The sequence below is a fragment of the Methylobacterium organophilum genome, from assembly GCF_022179465.1.
Lineage (GTDB): Bacteria > Pseudomonadota > Alphaproteobacteria > Rhizobiales > Beijerinckiaceae > Methylobacterium > Methylobacterium organophilum.
In genome coordinates this window covers 39,560-57,915 of record NZ_BPQV01000009.1, presented here as the reverse complement: position 1 = coordinate 57,915, position 18,356 = coordinate 39,560, and the positions used below count along the sequence as shown (strand labels likewise).

Sequence of the window (18,356 nt, the reverse complement as noted above, 5' to 3'; positions counted from 1 at the left end):
ATGGCTGTCGCCCAGGATTACATCGTCAAGGACATCGGCCTGGCCGATTACGGCCGCAAGGAGATCTCGATCGCCGAGAGCGAGATGCCCGGCCTGATGGCCGTTCGCGAGGAGTACGGCGCGAGCCAGCCGCTCAAGGGCGCCAAGATCGCCGGCTCCCTGCACATGACCATCCAGACCGCGGTGCTGATCGAGACGCTCAAGGCTCTCGGCGCCGATATCCGCTGGGTGTCCTGCAACATCTACTCGACCCAGGACCACGCCGCCGCCGCCATCGCCGCCGCCGGCATCCCGGTCTTCGCCGTGAAGGGCGAGACCCTGAAGGATTACTGGGACTACACCGCCAAGCTGTTCGACTGGCATGACGGCTCCATGCCGAACATGATCCTCGACGATGGCGGCGACGCCACCATGTTCGTGCATCTCGGCCTGCGCGCCGAGCAGGGCGACACGGCCTTCCTCGACAAGCCGGGCTCCGAGGAGGAGGAGATCTTCTTCGCGCTCCTCAAGAAGAAGCTCGCCGAGAAGCCCAAGGGCTGGTTCGCCGGCCTCGCCGATTCCATCAAGGGCGTCTCCGAGGAGACGACCACGGGCGTGCACCGCCTCTACATCCTCGCCAAGGAGGGCAAGCTGCTCTTCCCGGCGATCAACGTGAACGACTCGGTCACCAAGTCGAAGTTCGACAACCTCTATGGCTGCAAGGAGTCGCTGGTCGACGGCATCCGTCGCGGCACCGACGTGATGATGGCCGGCAAGGTCGCCATGGTCGCGGGCTTCGGCGACGTAGGCAAGGGCTCGGCCGCCTCGCTCCGCAACGCCGGCTGCCGCGTCATGGTCTCCGAGATCGATCCGATCTGCGCCCTGCAGGCGGCGATGGAGGGCTACGAGGTCGTCACCATGGAAGAGGCGGCCCCCCGCGCCGACATCTTCGTGACCGCCACCGGCAACAAGGACATCATCACGATCGAGCACATGCGGGCGATGAAGGATCGCGCCATCGTGTGCAACATCGGCCATTTCGACAACGAGATTCAGGTCGCCGGCCTGAAGAACCTCAAGTGGACCAACATCAAGCCGCAGGTCGACGAGATCGAGTTCGCCGACGGCCACCGCATCATCCTCCTGTCGGAGGGCCGCCTGGTGAACCTCGGCAACGCGACCGGCCACCCGTCCTTCGTGATGTCGGCCTCCTTCACCAACCAGACGCTCGCCCAGATCGAGCTCTGGACCAACCCGGGCAAGTACGAGAAGCAGGTCTACACCCTGCCCAAGACCCTCGACGAGAAGGTCGCGGCCCTGCACCTCGAGAAGATCGGCGTGAAGCTCTCCAAGCTCCGCCCCGACCAGGCCGCCTATATCGGCGTGCCGGAGAGCGGCCCGTTCAAGCCCGAGCATTACCGCTACTGAGGAGGGCGGCGGCCCGCGCCCCGGGCCGCTTCCCTGCCGGACAACGAAACGGGCGGCCTTCGCGGGCCGCCCGTTTCGCGTTCGTGGCGATGCGCGTCCGCTTCAGAGGGCGCGGGCGGCGGTCAGCACCTCGTCGGCATGGCCCGGCACCTTCACCTTCGGCCAGATTCGCGCGATGCGGCCTTCGGGATCGATCAGCATCGTAGTGCGCTCGACGCCCATGTACTTGCGGCCATACATGCTCTTCTCGACCCATACGCCATAGGCTTCGAGCATCGACTTGGCCTCGTCGGAGGCGAGCGGGAAGGTCAGACCGTACTTGGCGCGGAACTTGTCGTGGCTCTTCACCGAATCGGGCGAGACGCCGATCACGACGGCACCTGCCGCTTCGAAGGCTTCTGTAAGCGCGTTGAAGCCCTGAGCTTCAAGTGTGCAACCGCTAGTGTCGTCTTTCGGATAGAAATACAACACAACTTTGCGACCCTTCAGGTTGGCGAGGGATATGGTCTCGCCTCCGGCACCGGGAAGTGTGAAATCCGGGGCCTGATCGCCGTCTTTCAGAGACATCGTGCCTTCCTTTCGGCCGATTGATGGTGTGCCTTGGTGATGCGCCGTCCGGTCCGATCATGCCATGCCGGAGGCCATGAAATCCGTGGAAAGTCGCCCGATCGCTCGGGCGGGCGATCCGATCCGACGGCGAAGGTTTGATGGACCAGGAAACGGCCAGGACCCTGCTGCGGGAAGCAGTCGCGGGTCCCTGCACGCCCACCGCTCCGGAGCCGTCGCGGCGTCGGCGGCGGCCTGTTCTGTGGTGCACGCTCGCCTTCACGCTCCTGCTCTGCCTGACCCTGCTCGGGACCGCCTGGGCGGTGCTCCGGCTGACCCAGGGCCCCCTGCGCATCGACGGGATGTCGGCGCAAGTGGCCTCCGCCATCGCCGGCAGCATTGGGCCCAACTGGAAGGTCGAGCTGCGCGACAGCGCCCTGGAGCTGGACGCGGAAGATTCCCTGGCCCTGCGGGTGGCCGGCCTCGACGTCTACAATCCGGAAGGCGCCCTGGTGGTGCGCGCGCCGCTGGCGGTGGTGAGCCTCGACACCTGGAGCCTGCTGCGCCTCTCGGTGCAGCCGCGCTCCATCGAGTTCCGCGACCTCCAGATGACGGCCCTCGTCCACAACGACGGCTCGATCGCCTTCGCCGCCTCCTCGCCCAGCCAGGAGGGCGCGGCCAAGCCCCACACCTTGCCGAGCGTGGACGCGGCCCGGGGCACCGTCTCGCCGATCTCGGCGGCCGCCGCCTCGATTTTCGGTGTGGTGCTCGATTCCGCCGGCGTGATCGGCGCCCTCGACCGGGCCCGCATCACCAACGGCCGCCTGACCCTGATCGACGACGACGCCCGGACGCGCGCCGTGTTCGAGCACGTCAACGGCCTGTTTCACCGCGACGCGGCACAGGACGCGCGCCTATTCGAGCTGCGCATCGACGGCCCGCATGGGGAATGGCGCTTCGGTGGCACCCTGCACGAGGGCAGCAACGGTCACCGTACCGGCACCATCACCCTCGACGACCTGCCGGTCATGGACATGCTGCTGCTGTCCGGCCAGTCGAAGCTGCCGATCGTCACGGACCTGAAGCTCTCGGCCGAGGCCGACGTGGCGCTCACCGCCGGCCGCATCGACACGATGACCGCCGATGTCCGCACCAGCGACGGCAACCTGCTGATCGAGGAGAAGGACTTCAACCCGGTCACGATCGAGAGCGTGACGGCGCGGATGAGCTGGGACGAGACCCATCGCGCGGTCCAGCTCGACGGGCTCGACTATCTCGGCGCCGGCAACCGTGCGCATCTCACCGGCAATTTCGCGATGAACCCGCCGGGCTCGCCCACGGCCTGGACCTTCACCTTTTCCGGACGCGATGCGATCCTGCGCGGCGCCGCCAAGCAGGACGCCCCGGTCAAGATCGCGGAGATCGACGGCCGCTTGGTCGGTTGGGCCGGCGGCGTCGGCATCGACGAGCTGAACCTGAAGGGCGACCTGTTCAGCGGCCGGCTCTCGGGCAGCGTGGGCGCGGCGCGGGACGATGGCGGCCTGACTCTTCATATTGAGGCGGGGGACACCGACACCCGCGCGGCCCTGCGCCTCTGGCCGGAGAACATCGCACCGCCGGTACGCAATTATCTGGTCGATTACCTGCGCGGCGGCCATGTCGAGGCGGCCGACATCGTCGTCGACATGAGCGGCGCCGAGCTGGCCGCGGCCACCCGCGGCGACCCGATGCCGGACAAAGCGATCCATATCGCCTTCACACTCTCGGATGCGGGACTTCTGATCTCCCCCGACGCCCCGCCCCTGTCGCGGGGCCAAGTCGCCGGGGTGATCACCGGGCGCGGCACGACGGTGGAGGGCGCCACCGCCGAGCTGCGGATGGCCGACAACCGCACGATGTTCCTGACGGAAGGCTCCTTCGTGATCCGGGATCCGAAGCCCGAGGACATCACCGCCCAGATCGGATTCCGGCTCACGGGCGGCGGCGATGCCCTTGCCGCGCTCCTCCAGACCAAGATGTTCCACGGGTTAACCGGCACGGACATCGATCCCGCCACGATCAAGGGCCGCGTCGACCTACGCATCGACTTCCCGCTCAACCTGAAGAATCCCGGGGACCTCGTCGACATCCCGATCGTGCTGACCGGCACGCTCTCGGATTTCGCCATGGACAGGATCGTCGGCAAGGACCGTTTCGAGAACGGCCGCTTCGCCCTGTCCTACGACCGCAGCGGGTTCAGCCTGAAGGGTGACGGGCGGATGCTCGGGGCACCGGTGACGGTCGACCTGAAGCAGGCCAAGCCCGGCGCGCCGGGCGAGGCGGTGGTCGGCGTGATCGTCGATGACGGTTTCCGCGCCAAGAAGGGGCTGCCCTCCGCGCCGCAGCTCGCCGGAACGATCCCGTTGCGCTTCGTCGTACCGATCGGGCGCGCCGGGTCGGGCAAGCCGCCGATCAAGGTCGAGGCCGATCTGATGAAGGCCTCGATCGACGGGCTTCTGCCCGGTTGGAGCAAGGCCGCCGGCAAGCCCGGCCGGCTCAGCCTCACCCTGCTCGATACCGGTTCGGCGATGGAGCTTCGCGACATCGTCCTCGAAGCCGCGCCCGCGCTCGCCCGCGGCAGCGCCACGGTGAGCACCGAGAACGGCTTCGAACGGGCCGACCTGACCGCGCTGAAACTCTCGCCGGGCGACGACATGAGGGCGAGCCTCGACCGCATTGCCGGTGGCTACAAGGTCGTGGTCAAGGGCGCGGTCGGCGATGCGCGGCCGTTTCTGCGGGCGCTGACCAGCACCGACGGCAAGGGGAGCAAGGATCCCGCGCCGAAGGACATCGAGGCCGAGGTCAGCTTGAACGTGCTGGCGGGCTTCAACAACGAGAATCTCACCAATGCCAGCCTGCAGCTGAAAACCCGGGGCAGCGACGTGCGCTCGGCCCAGTTCCGGGGCAAGTTCGGCGCGGCACCCGTCTCTGCCACCGTGGCCAAGGGCGCCGGCGGCGTGCCGATGCTCTCCCTCGACTCGTCGGATGCCGGTTCGACCCTGCGCTTCCTCGACATCTACAAGCGTATGTATGGCGGCCGGGTGCTGCTCAACATCGCCCTCGGCGACGGGCCGCAGCAGGGCGTCGTGCAGATCAAGGATTTCGCCCTGCGCAACGAGCCGGCCCTGTCCAGCATCATGGCGCAGGGACCCGAGACCAGCGAATATGTCGATGCGAAGGGCCGCCGGCATGTGGTGCAGGGGCAGGGCAGTGAGGTCGTGTTCGACCGCATGCGGGCGAACTTCACCCGCTCGGGATCGCGCATGACCTTCACCGATGCCGCCATCTCGAATGCGGCCATGGGCTTCACCCTGGGCGGATGGCTCGACACGGACAAGGGCCGCACCGAGATCAACGGCACCTTCGTGCCGCTCTACGGGCTCAACAACGTGGTGGCACAGGTGCCCCTGGTCGGCCCGCTCCTGGCGGGGGGGCACAACGAGGGCCTGTTCGCCATCAATTTCAACGTCTCGGGGCCGATCGCCAAGCCGAACGTGAACGTGAACCCCCTCTCGGCGGTGGCACCGGGCTTCCTGCGCAAGCTCTTCGGTGCGGGCGGCGGCGACGCCTACGCCAACGGGCTGCCGGAGCCGCCGCCTTCGGACCGATGAGAGGCGGGCGCTTCAGCCCGCCCGCAGCAGCACGTGCTTCTTGCGGCCGAAGGAGAGCTTGATCACGCCCTCGCTCGTGAGGTCGGAGGCACGCAGAACGGCCCGGTCGTCGCTCACCTGCACGTCATTGACCCGCAGGCCGCCGCTCTTGATCTGGCGGCGCGCCTCGCTCGTCGAGGGGACGAGCTTGGCGTATTCCGGCCCGAAGGCGGTCAGCACGCCGAGGCCCGCCTCCAGCAGGTCCGGCGAGATCGTGACGCTCGGCAGATCCTGGGCGACGCTGCCTTCCACGAAGGTCTTGCGGGCGGTCTCCGCGGCGGTCTCCGCCGCCTCGCGGCCATGCATCAGCGCGGTCGCCTCGGTCGCGAGCACCTTCTTGGCCTCGTTGATCTCGGCACCCGCCAGCGCGGAGAGCCGGGCGATCTCGTCCAGCGGGAGCAGGGTGAACAGCTTGAGGAAGCGGCCGACATCCGCGTCCTCGGTGTTGCGCCAGAACTGCCAGTAATCGTAGGGCGCGAGCATGTCCGGGTTCAGCCAGACGGCGCCGGCGGCGGTCTTGCCCATCTTGGCGCCGGAGGCGGTGGTGAGCAGCGGGCAAGTCAGGGCGTAGAGCTGCGGCGTGCCCATGCGGCGGCCGAGATCGATGCCGTTGACGATGTTGCCCCACTGATCCGAGCCGCCCATCTGCAGGATGCAGCCGTAGCGGCGGTTCAGCTCCACGAAGTCGTAGGACTGGAGGATCATGTAGTTGAACTCCAGGAACGACAGCTCCTGGTCGCGCTCCAGGCGCAGGCGCACGCTGTCCATCGACATCATGCGGTTGACCGAGAAGTGCCGGCCGATGTCGCGCAACATCTCGATGTAGTTGAGCTTGGTCAGCCACTCGGCATTGTCGACCATGCGCGCGCCGTTGCCGCCCTCGCCGAAATCGAGGAAGCGGGCGAAGGTCTTCTGGATGCCGGCCTTGTTCTCCTCGATCTGCTCGAGGGTCAGGATCTTGCGGGTCTCGTCGCGGCCCGAGGGGTCGCCGACGCGGGTGGTGCCGCCGCCCATCAGCGCGATCGGCTTGCCGCCAGTCTTCTGCAGCCAGTGCAGCATCATGATCGAGAGCAGGTGGCCGATATGCAGCGAGGCCGCCGTGCAATCGTAGCCGACATAGGCGGTCAGCCGGCCCTCGAGGGCCGCGGCGTCGATGCCGGCGAGATCCGAGCCCTGGTGAATGTAGCCGCGCTCGCTCAGGATCCGCAGGAAGTCGGATTTCGGGGCGAAGGGCTCGGGCGAAGAGGACATGACAGGTTTTCGTCTCGATCGGTTCGGCGGCCCCGGGGGAGGGGACAGTCCGAATCCCCCGTGCTAGCCACATCGTCGGAAATGACAGGCGCCGGCTCTTAGCAGCAGAGCCGGCGAAAGGCACGGGGCGCGCGCGGGCGTGGGCAGACGATGGCGATGATGCGGGCGATCGGCCTGATGAGCGGCACCTCCCTGGACGGGGTGGACGTGGCGCTGATCGAGACGGACGGCGAGCGCGTCCACGTGGTGAAGGGCCACAACAACTTCCTCGAACCCCTCGGGCCGACCGGCTATCGCGGCTATGCCGACGAGGAGAAGGCGCTGCTGCGCGCGGCCACCAAGGACGCGGAGAGCGTCGTCCATCCCGGCGACCGGCCGGGCCGCCTGCCGGAAGCGGAGGCCTTCGTGACCCAGGCCCATGCGGAGGCCGTGGAGCGCTTCCTGGAAGAGAACGGGCTGAAGACCGCCGAGATCGACGTGATCGGCTTCCACGGCCAGACCGTGATCCACCGCCCCGACCACCGCCTCTCGATCCAGATCGGCGACGGCGCCGCGCTCGCTGCGCGCCTCGGCATCCCCGTCGTCTCCGACCTGCGCCGGGCCGATATCGAGGCGGGCGGCCAGGGCGCCCCCCTGGTGCCGATCTTTCACAAGGCTCTGGCCGAGGCCTCCGGCTTCGAGGGCCCCTTCGGCATCCTCAATATCGGCGGCGTCGCCAACGCCACGCTCATCGATTCGAAGGGCGGCGTGATCGCCTTCGATACCGGGCCGGGCAATTCGCTGATCGACGAGTGGATGCAGGAGCGCGAGAACAAGAATCTCGACGATGGCGGCCGCACCGCCGCCCGGGGCCGGCCGGACGAGCAATTGCTGGCTTGGCTCCTCACCCACCCCTTCTTCTTCCGCAAGCCGCCGAAATCGCTCGACCGGAACTGGTTCTCGCACAAGCTCGCGGGCCAGCTTTCGACGGAGGACGGGGCGGCCACGCTCACCGCCTTCACCGCTCGGGCGGTGGCCCGCGCCCTCGACCACGCCCCCGAGATCCCGACCCGCTGGATCGTGGCCGGCGGCGGGGCGCGTAACGGCGAGTTGGTGCGCCTCCTGAACTACCATCTGCGCGCGGAAATCACGACCGCCGACGCCATCGGCTGGTCCTCGGCCTATCTCGAGGCCCAGGCCTTCGCCTTCCTGGCGGTGCGATCGCTGAAGGGCCTGCCGATCACCTTCCCGAGCACGACGGGCGTGCGCGCGCCGATCTCCGGGGGCGTGCTGGCGCGGCCGTAAGGAGAGGACAACGGGAGATCCCATCTCGCCTCCCGCCGCGCCGACGGCTAAGCACGGCTTCCCAGAGAGCGGAGACACGGGCGATGCGTTGGTACGGTCGAGGCATGGAGGTGGCGGTGCTGCTCCTCTTCGGCGGCCTGGTGGCGACGCCCGCCGTGGCCTTCGATTGCGCCCAGGCCAAGCAGCCGATCGAGAAGATGATCTGCGCGGACCCGGCCGCGAAGGCCTCCGACGATGCCATGGACGCGGCCTTTGCCGGCATCCGCGCGGCGCTTCCCGAGGACCAGAAGAAGCCGGCCCTCGACGACCAGCGGCGCTGGCTGAAGGAGCGCAACCGCAACTGCCTGAACGAGAAGGCGCCGGCCGCCTGCATCGCGAGCGCCAACAATGCCCGGGTCGGCGTGCTGACGGCGCGGCCGGAATCGGGCCCCGGCCTGTCCCGGCGCCCGCTCCCCTATTTCGTGAACCAGGCCGGCAGCCGCGACAAGGTCGAGGTCTCGGTGCAGCTCTACAGCTTCCCCGACCCCGCGACTCCCGGCGAACGCCTTCTCGACGCCGAGGCCAAGAAGACGGCCGAGAGCATCGCCTTCAAAAAAGACGAGCCGGACGAGCGCGATTGGAGCCACGAAGAGAGCTGGGCGATCGCCTATGCCTCGCCGACCTTCCTCTCGATCTGGTCCACGGGCTACGATTTCAGCGGCGGCGCCCATGGCTCGGCCAGCGGGCGGGGCATCCATATCGACCTGCGCAAGGGCAAGCTGCTCGGCTTCGCCGACCTGTTCGATGCCAAGGCCCAGGCTGCGATCGACAAGATCTGCCTCGCCAAGGTCAAGGCCGAGAAAGTCGAACGCGGGGCGGGCGAGGACATCCAGCCCGATCTGCCCAAACAGGTCGCCGATGTGGTCAAGGATCTCGCCAACTGGTCCTTCAAGGAGAAGACAGCCCGAATCGAGTTCGGGCAATACGCGGTCGGCGCCTATGCCGAGGGCGTCTACGAGTGCGAGATCCCGATCGATCAGGTGAATACGCTCGCCAAGGAACCGCTCCCGCTGCGCTGAGGCGGGGCGGGCGCGCGGCTCCCATTCACGGAGCCGGCTTCCCACGAGGCGGCGAGCGCTCTAGAGCACGCCCACCATGTCGCACAACACGTTCGGCCATCTCTTCCGCGTCACGACCTTCGGCGAGAGCCACGGGGTCGCGCTCGGCTGCGTGGTCGATGGCTGCCCTCCCGGCCTGGCGCTGGAAGCGGCCGAGATCCAGGCGGAGCTCGACCGCAGGAAGCCGGGGCAGTCCCGCTTCACCACGCAGCGCCGCGAGCCGGACGAAGTGAAGATCCTGTCGGGGGTCTTCTCCGACGACCGCACCGGGGGCCAGGTCACCACGGGCACGCCCATCGCCCTGGTGATCGAGAACACCGACCAGCGCTCCAAGGACTATTCCGAGATCCGAGACAGCTACCGGCCGGGCCATGCCGACTACGCCTACGACGCCAAATACGGCATCCGGGACTATCGCGGCGGCGGCCGCTCCTCGGCCCGCGAGACCGCCGCGCGCGTCGCCGCCGGGGCGATCGCCCGCAAGGTGATCCCCGGCATCACCATCCGCGCCGCCCTGGTGCAAATGGGGCCGCACACCATCGACCGCGCCCGCTGGGACTGGGAGGAGGTGGCCCGCAACCCCTTCTTCTGCCCGGACCCGCAGGCGGCCGCGCTCTACGAGACCTATCTCGACGGCATCCGCAAGGACGGCTCCTCGATCGGCGCCGTGATCGAGGTGGTGGCCGAGGGCGTGCCGCCGGGCCTCGGCGCCCCACTCTACGGCAAGCTCGACGCCGACCTCGCCGCGGCGATGATGTCGATCAACGCGGTCAAGGGCGTCGAGATCGGGGACGGCTTCGCCGCCGCCGCGCTGCGCGGCGAGGACAATGCCGACGAGATGCGCGCGGACCATGACGGGCGCCCGCGCTTCCTCGCCAATCATGCCGGCGGCATCCTCGGCGGCATCTCGTCCGGCGAGCCGGTGGTGGTGCGCTTCGCCGTGAAGCCCACCTCCTCGATCCTCACGCCCCGGCGCACGATCACCGCCGACGGGCGCGAGGTCGACATCGTCACCAAGGGCCGCCACGACCCCTGCGTCGGCATCCGTGCCGTGCCGGTGGCCGAGGCCATGATGGCCTGCGTCCTTGCCGATCATTATCTGCGCCATCGGGGGCAGGTCGGCCCCGCCGCCTGACCGTCGCCGCTGCCGCCCAACCCGAGACCTGCCTTGTCCCACGCCAACGTCCTTGAAGCCATCGCTGCCTTCGCCCGGGGCGAGATCGTCGTGGTCACCGACGACGACGACCGCGAGAACGAGGGCGACCTCGTCGTCGCCGCCTCGCTCTGCACGCCGGAGAAGATGGCCTTCATCATCCGCAACACCTGCGGCATCGTCTGTGCGCCGATCACCCTCGCCGAGGCGCGCCGACTCCATCTCGACCCGATGGTCGCCTCGAACGACGCCCCCCTGGGCACCGCCTTCACCGTGACGGTGGACGTGAAGCACGGGCTGACCACCGGCATCTCCGCCGAGCAGCGCTGCAACACCGTGCGGGCGCTGGCCAACGGCAACATGGGCGCGGGCGATTTCGTGCGGCCCGGCCACGTCTTCCCGCTGATCGCCAAGGATGGCGGCGTGCTGATCCGCTCCGGCCATACCGAGGCCGCGGTCGATCTCTGCCGTCTGGCCGAGCTGCCGCCCGTCGGGGTGATCTGCGAGCTCGCCAACGACGACGGCACGGTGATGAAGGGCGAGCAGATCTCGGACTTCGCCGGCAAGCACAACCTGAAGCGCGTCTCGGTGGCCGATCTCATCGCCTATCGCCAGGCCCGCGACCGGCTGGTCGAGCGGGTCGGCAGCTTCCCGGTGAAGACCGAGTTCGGCGCGATGACGGGCTACGCCTATGTCACGCCCTTCGAGACGATCCAGCAATTCGCCTTCGTGCATGGGCAGATCGGCGACGGCCGCAACGTGCTGGTGCGCCTGCACCGCTCCAACGTCGTCGCCGACGTGATCGAGGGCGGGCAGCAGATCGAGTGCGTGATGCGCCGCTTCGCCAAGGAGGGCCGCGGCGTGCTGGTCTATCTGCGCGACGGCACCGCCGGCGTGCCGCTGTCCCGCTATGCGGAGGAGGGCGCCGAGGCGCAGCGCGTGCGCCAGTGGCGTGAGGTGGGCCTGGGGGCGCAGATCCTGCGCGACCTCGGCGTCAGCTCGATCCGGAACCTGGCGACCTCCTCCCGCTCCTATGTCGGCCTCTCCGGCTTCGGCATCGAGCTCGTCGGGGACGAGCCGCTGGAGGGCTGAAGGGGCCTCGCACGGCTTCGGAGCGATCGGGGCACGGCTCCGAAGCGAGGAAGCCGGGGCTCCGAGGCGCCCGACCGTCACCGGCCGGGCGGACCTTGCCTCACGCGGCCCGGACGGTAGCCAGGAAGCGCTTGACCTCGTGGTCGAGCTGGTTCGAGTGCCGCGACAGCTCGGAGGCGGAGGCGAGGAGCTGGTTGGCCGCCGCGCCGGTCTCGTCGGCAGCCTGCGCCACCCCGGCGATGTTCGCGGTCACCTCTCCGGTGCCGGTCGCCGCCTGGGAGACGTTGCGCACGATCTCCTGCGTCGCGGCGCCCTGCTCCTCCACCGCCGCGGAGATGTTCGTGGCGACGCCGCTGATCTCGCGGATCCGCGCGGCGATGGCGCCGATGGCGGTGACGGCATGCCCCGTCGAGCCCTGGATGCGCGCGATCTGGCCGGAGATCTCCTCGGTCGCCCGGGCGGTCTGGCTCGCGAGTTCCTTGACCTCGGCGGCCACCACCGCGAAGCCGCGGCCGGCCTCCCCGGCCCGGGCCGCCTCGATGGTGGCGTTCAGGGCGAGGAGATTGGTCTGACCGGCGATGGTCGAGATCAGGCTGACCACGTCGCCGATGCGGGCGGCGGCCTGGCTCAGCTCCTGGACGAGATGGGCGGTCTGGTCGGCTTCCGACACGGCGGCCTGCGCGAGATTGCTCGAGCCCTCGACCTGGCGTCCGATCTCCTGGACCGACGAGCCGAGCTGTTCCGCCGCGGCGGCGACGGTGCCGACATTGGAGGCGGCCTCCTCCGCCGCCGCGGCGACGGTGTTGGACTGGCTGGCCGTCTGGGTGGCGGTCGCGGTCATGGTCTGAGCGGTGGCGTGGAGCTGGGCCGCCGCGCTCGTCACCGAGTGGATGATGCCGCCGACCGCCGTCTCGAAGCCGTCGGCCATCTCGGCCATCGCCGCCTTGCGCTGCGCCTCCGCGCCGGCCCGCGCCAGGGCGGCCTCCTTCTCCAGGGCGTCGGTACGGATCATGTTCTCCTTGAACACCTGCACCGCGTCGGCCATGGCGCCGATCTCGTCGTGCCGGCCGATGGCGGGGACGACAGTTCCGGTGTCGCCGGAGGCGAGCCGATGCATCGCCCCCGTCATCGTCCCGAGGGGGCGGCTGACCTCCAGGATGAGGAGCAGCGCGGCGCCCACGGAGAGAAGCATCGCGAGGCCGAGGAAGGCGAGGAGCTGGATCTGGGCCTGCGCATTGGCCACGCGGGCCTGATCGCGGCTCGCGTCGGCCGCCGCGTCGTTCAGAGCGGTGATCTTGCCGAGGGTGGCGATGATCTTGCGGATGCCGTCGGACATCTCCGTGTCGTAGCTGGCGCTCGCCGCCGCGAGGTCGCCCGCCTCGGCCCGCGCGAGCGCGTTCCTGTGGAGCGTCAGATAGGCCTCCCATTCCTGCTCGAAGGTCGCGAACAGGCTGCGCGCCTCAGGCGTGGACGGCAGCGCGAGATAGGCGGCCTTCTGGGTCTTGAGCTCCGCGAAACGCTGATCGAGCGACGTGAGGGCATCCGCCCGCTGTTCCGGCGTCTTCGACGACAGCAGCCTTCCGCCATTGATGCGGATGCGCAGGGCCGCGGTCTGGATCCGGCTCAGCATCTGGATGGCCGGGAGCCGGTTGGCGCCGAGATCCTCGCTCGCCCCGTGCATGACGTGGATCTGATAGAAGGACAGGCCGGTCAGCGCCGCCACGAGGGCAAACATCAGGCCGAAGCACGCGATCAACTTGCCTTTGATGGAGATCGACCGAAGCATCATCGTACACCGTGGAAACATATTGCAGATTTCTCTGCCCAAGATGCACGTGTAGGGGACGTGAGTTAACAATCTTTAGAAGTGTCCATTGAATAATTTTACCAATTTCAGCGGGGTCTTCGTTCGAATTTGAGTGCGATGTTTCCCTATGATCCGGGATAAATACGAAATCCCGTATTCGAAAGTGCCCGTCGAGGCTGTTCTTGTTCGAAGGCGCAACCCATTGAGGATTGCGAGCCGGCAATCCGATACAAGCAAGGCGGGATAAGGCGCTGGGCCTGTCTCAAAAGGCTTCCGCCGCCCCGGCACGGCGGACGGTTCGGCGCGCGTCGGTGGGCTCTTCCTGCGCCGCGGGACGCGGCCCGGTCACCGCCCCATCAGAGCATCCACATGGGCCGCCACCGAGCGGCTCAGGCCTTCGAGGTCGTAGCCGCCCTCCAGCACGGAGACGATGCGGCCGCCGGCATGGCGGTCGGCGAGCTCCATCAGCTTCCGGGTCGCCCAGCCGAAATCGGATTCGTCGAGCTGGAGATTGGCCAGCGGATCCCGGTGATGGGCGTCGAACCCCGCCGAGATCACGATCAGGTCGGGGGCAAAGGCCTCAAGGCGCGACACGATCCCCGCCTCGAAGGCCTCGCGGAACACCGCGCCGTCGTCGAAGGCCTTGAGGGGCACGTTGACGATGGTGTCGTGGTTGCCCCGCTCGCTGCGGGATCCGGTGCCGGGATAGAGCGGCATCTGATGGGTCGAGGCGTAGAGGACGTTCGCATCGTCCCAGAAGATGTCCTGCGAGCCGTTGCCGTGATGCACGTCCCAATCGACCAGGGCGACGCGGGTGGCGCCGTGGGCCTTGCGGGCGTGGCGCACCGCCACCGCCGCGTGGTTGAACAGGCAGAAGCCCATCGCCCGGTCCTTCTCGGCATGGTGGCCCGGCGGCCGCATGGCGACGAAGGCGTTCGGGTTCTCGCCCCTCATCACGGCGTCGACCGCGTAGGTCGCGCCGCCCAGCGCCCGCAGCGTCGCCTCCAGCGACCCGGGCGACATCAGCGTGTCGGAATCGATCTGGACCAGCCCCTCCTGCGGGACGGCGGCGGCGATGGCCTCGACATAGGAGGCCGGATGGGCGAGCTCCGCCACGCTCAGCTCGGCCCTCGGGGCGAGATGGCGCAGCAGCGTCGAGAAGCGTTCCGCCTCCAGGGCCTGCTCGACCGCCTTGATCCGGGCCGGCCGCTCCGGATGGCCGACGGGCACGGCATGGTCCAGGGCCGCGGGGTGGCTCACGTACAAAGTCGTCACCGATCGTCCCTCCCGGCACGGCCCGGTTCACCCGGGCTCAACTCCGTGTCGCAACTCTCTGTATCCTCACGGCAACAAGGGCGGCAATTGCGCGACGGTTCCGGTCCACGGCCTACGTCCTGAAACGCACAAGGGTTAAGCTCGGCAATAATCCGTTCATCACGCTCGAAATGTGCTGGACGGGTCTCGAAATCGGACTGCCCCGCACCTTTCCGCCATGCGCCACATCCTTTCCCTGGTCGTTCTCGCGGCCGCCCTGCCGCTCGCAGGCTGCAACACCCAGACCGCCCAAGGCACGCCCCCCGTGAAGGTGGCCGCGGTGGAGCCGCAGAAGCTCGAAGGCGCGACCCGCGACAAGGAATGGATGAAGCTCGCCCCGAGCGCCGTCGTCGACCCCAAGATCGCCCGCACGACCATCGACTACGCCACCCCGGAGGCGCCCGGCACCGTGATCGTCGCCACCAAGGAGCGGCGGCTCTACTACGTGCTGCCCGGCGGCAAGGCCGTGCGCTATCCGGTGGCGGTCGGCAAGGCGGGCATGTCCTGGTCGGGCACGGCGGAGGTCGACCGCAAGCTCGAATGGCCAGACTGGAACCCGCCCGCCGAGATGCTCGCCCGCCGGCCGGACCTGCCCTCCCGCACCCAGGGCGGCCCCTACAACCCCATCGGCGCCCGGGCCCTCTATCTCGCCCAGAACCGCAAGGACACGCTGTTCCGCATCCACGGCACCAACGAGCCGGAGAAGATCGGGCAGGCCGTGTCCTCCGGCTGCATCCGCATGCTCAACGAGGACGTGATGGACCTCTACGACCGCGTGCCGATCGGCTCCAAGGTCATCGTCCGCTGAGGGCGTTCCATCGCGGCGTGCCCGGTGCATCCGTACGATGCCGTCGACTATCGAAAGATTCCCGAAAGGCCAATTCGTGAGCAGGCTTTAACCTGAACGCGGGTTCAGATTTGGCCGTTAACTTCTGAAGATGATGCCGTCCCGCATAGTGGAGACACACAGGGACAAAGACCGGCACAAACAAACGCCGGGGAGGCATCAGCAAATGTTCAACGCTTCTCTGCAACTTTTCTGTAACCGTATCGTCGAGGCCGGCCGCCTCACCGAGGAGGACCTCGCGCTGCTGCGCCGGGACGTGATGCCCTACGGCCTCGCCTCCCGCGACGAAGCCGACCTGCTGATCGCCCTCGACCGCGCCGTCTCCGAGACGGCGCCCGCCTTCGCCGACTTCCTGGTGGCCGAGATGATCGATTTCGCCGTGTGGGGCGAGCGCCCGACCGGCTACATCGACGAGGGCACCGCCGCCTGGCTCGCCGGCTCGATCGGCGGCGGCTCCGGCCCGACCCGCACCGGCGCCCGAATCGCCATGGAGGTGGTGCGCGAGGCGCAGGCCAGCGACGAGACGCTGATCGCCTTCGCCCTCGAGGCCAATCGCTGGACCCGCGACCCCAAACGGGCGGAGCGTCCGCGCCTTCTGCTGGCGGCCTGACCAGCGAGGATTGTATTCATTTTCCGGAAGCAAGCGGCGCAGCTTCCGTCCGCGTTGCAAGTGCTTTATCGGGAACCGGTCCGGCGCCCTGGGGAGGGGCGCTATCCAAGACCGTTTCCTCACGAGTGCGGCGCGCGATGTTCGAAAAGATCCTGATTGCCAACCGGGGCGAGATCGCCTGCCGCATCATCAAGACGGCGCGGAAGATGGGCATCAAGACGGTGGCGGTCTATTCCGATGCCGATCGCGATGCCGTCCACGTCGCCATGGCCGACGAGGCCGTGCATATCGGCCCGGCCGCCGCGGCGCAGTCCTATCTGGTGATCGACAAGATCATCGAGGCCTGCAAGCAGACCGGCGCCCAGGCCGTGCATCCGGGCTACGGCTTCCTCTCCGAGCGCGAGGCCTTCCCGAAGGCGCTGGCCGAGCACGGCATCGTCTTCATCGGCCCGAACCCGGGCGCCATCGCCGCGATGGGCGACAAGATCGAGTCGAAGAAGGCGGCGGCCGCGGCCAAGGTCTCGACGGTGCCGGGCTTCCTCGGCGTGATCGAGGATGCCGACCACGCCGTGCGCATCGCCGACGAGATCGGCTACCCGGTGATGATCAAGGCCTCCGCCGGCGGCGGCGGCAAGGGCATGCGCATCGCCGAATCGGCCGGCGAGGTGAAGGAAGGCTTCGAGCGCGCCAAGTCCGAGGCCTCGTCCTCCTTCGGCGACGACCGTGTCTTCATCGAGAAGTTCATCACCGATCCGCGCCACATCGAGATCCAGGTGATCGGCGACAAGCACGGCAACGTGATCTATCTCGGCGAGCGCGAGTGCTCGATCCAACGCCGGAACCAGAAGGTGATCGAGGAGGCCCCGTCGCCGCTCCTCGACGCGGAGACCCGCCGCAAGATGGGCGAGCAGGCGGTCGCCCTGGCCAAGGCCGTGAACTACGATTCCGCCGGCACGGTCGAGTTCGTCGCCGGCCAGGACAAGTCCTTCTACTTCCTGGAGATGAACACCCGCCTCCAGGTCGAGCATCCCGTCACCGAGATGATCACCGGCCTCGATCTCGTCGAGCTGATGATCCGCGTCGCCGCCGGCGAGGCGCTGCCGCTGGCGCAGGCGGACGTGACGCTCAACGGCTGGGCGGTGGAGAGCCGCGTCTATGCCGAGGACCCGACCCGCAACTTCCTGCCCTCCATCGGCCGGCTGACCACCTACCAGCCCCCGGCCGAGGGCCCCTCCGGCGACGCGATCGTGCGCAACGACACGGGCGTGGAGGAGGGCGGCGAGATCGCGATCCACTACGATCCGATGATCGCCAAGCTCGTCACCTGGGCGCCGACGCGCCTCGCGGCGATCGAGGCCCAGGCCGAGGCCCTCGACGCCTTCGCCATCGACGGCATCCGCCACAACATCCCCTTCCTGGCCACCCTGATGTCCCACGAGCGCTGGCGCGAGGGCCGGCTCTCCACGGGCTTCATCAAGGAGGAGTTCCCGGAGGGCTTCGTGCCGCCGGAGCCCGCGGGCGAGGTCGCCCGGCGGCTCGCCGCGGTCGCGGCGGCGATCGACCACAAGCTCAACATCCGCAAGCGCGGCATCTCGGGCCAGATGCGCGATCCCGGCCTGCTCCGCTTCGAGCGCGAGCGGGTGGTGGTGCTGGCCGGCCAGTCGAGCGACGTGACCGTCGACACGATCGGCACCGACCTCGTCGTCACCGCCGAGGACGGCACCGTGACCACCGTGCGCAGCGACTGGCGCCCGGGCGAGCCGGTCTGGTCCGGCCATGTCGGCGACAAGCATGTCGCGATCCAGGTGCGCCCGCTCCTCAACGGCGTCTTCCTGCAGCATGCGGGCGCCGCCGCCGAGGCCCGGGTCTTCACCCGGCGCGAGGCCCAGCTCGCCGCCCTCATGCCGGTCAAGGAGAATGCCGGCTCCGGCAAGCAGCTCCTCTGCCCGATGCCCGGCCTCGTGAAGCAGATCATGGTCAGCGAGGGCCAGGAGGTGAAGAACGGCGAGCCCCTGGCCATCGTCGAGGCGATGAAGATGGAGAACGTGCTGCGCGCCGAGCGCGACGGCACGGTCGCCAAGATCGCCGCGAAGGAGGGCGACAGCCTCGCCGTGGACGAGGTGATCCTCGAATTCGCCTGATCGGACGGCCCGCGGCTTTCGGCGCGCGACGGGGATGAACGCCATCGCCGTCGCGCCCATCGTGATCCCGGCCGTGCGCCCTCCCATCCGGATGCCCGGAGAACAGGCGACAGACCGC

Annotated in this window: 13 protein-coding genes; 9 read left to right on the top strand and 4 right to left on the bottom strand. The window is 68.6% G+C overall.

What is annotated here, in order from left to right; genetic code table 11:
* A complete protein-coding gene (ahcY, locus tag MFF21_RS15385) occupies positions 1–1,407 on the top strand; it encodes an adenosylhomocysteinase (protein WP_238312077.1) in 1,407 nt (468 codons plus the stop codon).
* A gap of 102 nt (positions 1,408–1,509) precedes the next feature.
* On the opposite strand, the gene MFF21_RS15380 is transcribed toward ahcY, so the two are convergent.
* The gene (locus tag MFF21_RS15380) at positions 1,510–1,974 is read right to left on the bottom strand and encodes a peroxiredoxin (protein ID WP_238312075.1); all 465 of its coding nucleotides are present in this window, start codon (positions 1,972–1,974) and stop codon (positions 1,510–1,512) included.
* Positions 1,975–2,114: 140 nt separating this feature from the next.
* Here MFF21_RS15380 and MFF21_RS15375 point away from each other — a divergent pair, with 140 nt between their 5' ends.
* Positions 2,115–5,603: a YhdP family protein gene (locus MFF21_RS15375; RefSeq protein ID WP_238312074.1), complete on the top strand. Its 3,489-nt coding sequence runs from the start codon at positions 2,115–2,117 to the stop codon at positions 5,601–5,603.
* 12 nt (positions 5,604–5,615) lie between these two features.
* On the opposite strand, the gene tyrS is transcribed toward MFF21_RS15375, so the two are convergent.
* Complete coding sequence (tyrS, locus tag MFF21_RS15370; RefSeq protein ID WP_238312073.1) at positions 5,616–6,893, bottom strand: tyrosine--tRNA ligase; 1,278 nt, start codon at positions 6,891–6,893, stop codon at positions 5,616–5,618.
* A gap of 150 nt (positions 6,894–7,043) precedes the next feature.
* Here tyrS and MFF21_RS15365 point away from each other — a divergent pair, with 150 nt between their 5' ends.
* From MFF21_RS15365 to ribB, 4 genes are all read left to right on the top strand, one after another.
* The gene (locus tag MFF21_RS15365; protein ID WP_238312071.1) at positions 7,044–8,177 is read left to right on the top strand and encodes an anhydro-N-acetylmuramic acid kinase; all 1,134 of its coding nucleotides are present in this window, start codon (positions 7,044–7,046) and stop codon (positions 8,175–8,177) included.
* Positions 8,178–8,260: 83 nt separating this feature from the next.
* Positions 8,261–9,235, top strand: a complete 975-nt coding sequence (locus MFF21_RS15360) for a PdaC/SigV domain-containing protein (RefSeq protein ID WP_238312069.1) — start codon at positions 8,261–8,263, stop codon at positions 9,233–9,235.
* A gap of 76 nt (positions 9,236–9,311) precedes the next feature.
* On the top strand, positions 9,312–10,409 hold the full coding sequence (gene aroC, locus MFF21_RS15355) for a chorismate synthase (protein WP_238312068.1): 1,098 nt from the start codon (positions 9,312–9,314) through the stop codon (positions 10,407–10,409).
* 33 nt (positions 10,410–10,442) lie between these two features.
* A complete protein-coding gene (ribB, locus tag MFF21_RS15350) occupies positions 10,443–11,519 on the top strand; it encodes a 3,4-dihydroxy-2-butanone-4-phosphate synthase (RefSeq protein ID WP_238312066.1) in 1,077 nt (358 codons plus the stop codon).
* A 100-nt stretch (positions 11,520–11,619) separates the two neighbouring features.
* On the opposite strand, the gene MFF21_RS15345 is transcribed toward ribB, so the two are convergent.
* Positions 11,620–13,305 carry a methyl-accepting chemotaxis protein gene (locus tag MFF21_RS15345; RefSeq protein WP_238312341.1) on the bottom strand — a complete coding sequence of 562 codons (1,686 nt, stop codon included), beginning with the start codon at positions 13,303–13,305 and terminating at the stop codon, positions 11,620–11,622.
* Positions 13,306–13,671: 366 nt separating this feature from the next.
* The gene (locus MFF21_RS15340; RefSeq protein ID WP_238312064.1) at positions 13,672–14,601 is read right to left on the bottom strand and encodes a histone deacetylase family protein; all 930 of its coding nucleotides are present in this window, start codon (positions 14,599–14,601) and stop codon (positions 13,672–13,674) included.
* A 217-nt stretch (positions 14,602–14,818) separates the two neighbouring features.
* Here MFF21_RS15340 and MFF21_RS15335 point away from each other — a divergent pair, with 217 nt between their 5' ends.
* From MFF21_RS15335 to MFF21_RS15325, 3 genes are all read left to right on the top strand, one after another.
* The gene (locus MFF21_RS15335) at positions 14,819–15,448 is read left to right on the top strand and encodes a L,D-transpeptidase (RefSeq protein ID WP_238312062.1); all 630 of its coding nucleotides are present in this window, start codon (positions 14,819–14,821) and stop codon (positions 15,446–15,448) included.
* 205 nt (positions 15,449–15,653) lie between these two features.
* The gene (locus MFF21_RS15330; protein ID WP_238312060.1) at positions 15,654–16,097 is read left to right on the top strand and encodes a hypothetical protein; all 444 of its coding nucleotides are present in this window, start codon (positions 15,654–15,656) and stop codon (positions 16,095–16,097) included.
* Positions 16,098–16,234: 137 nt separating this feature from the next.
* On the top strand, positions 16,235–18,238 hold the full coding sequence (locus tag MFF21_RS15325; RefSeq protein ID WP_238312059.1) for an acetyl-CoA carboxylase biotin carboxylase subunit: 2,004 nt from the start codon (positions 16,235–16,237) through the stop codon (positions 18,236–18,238).
* The last annotated feature ends 118 nt before the right edge of the window (positions 18,239–18,356 follow it).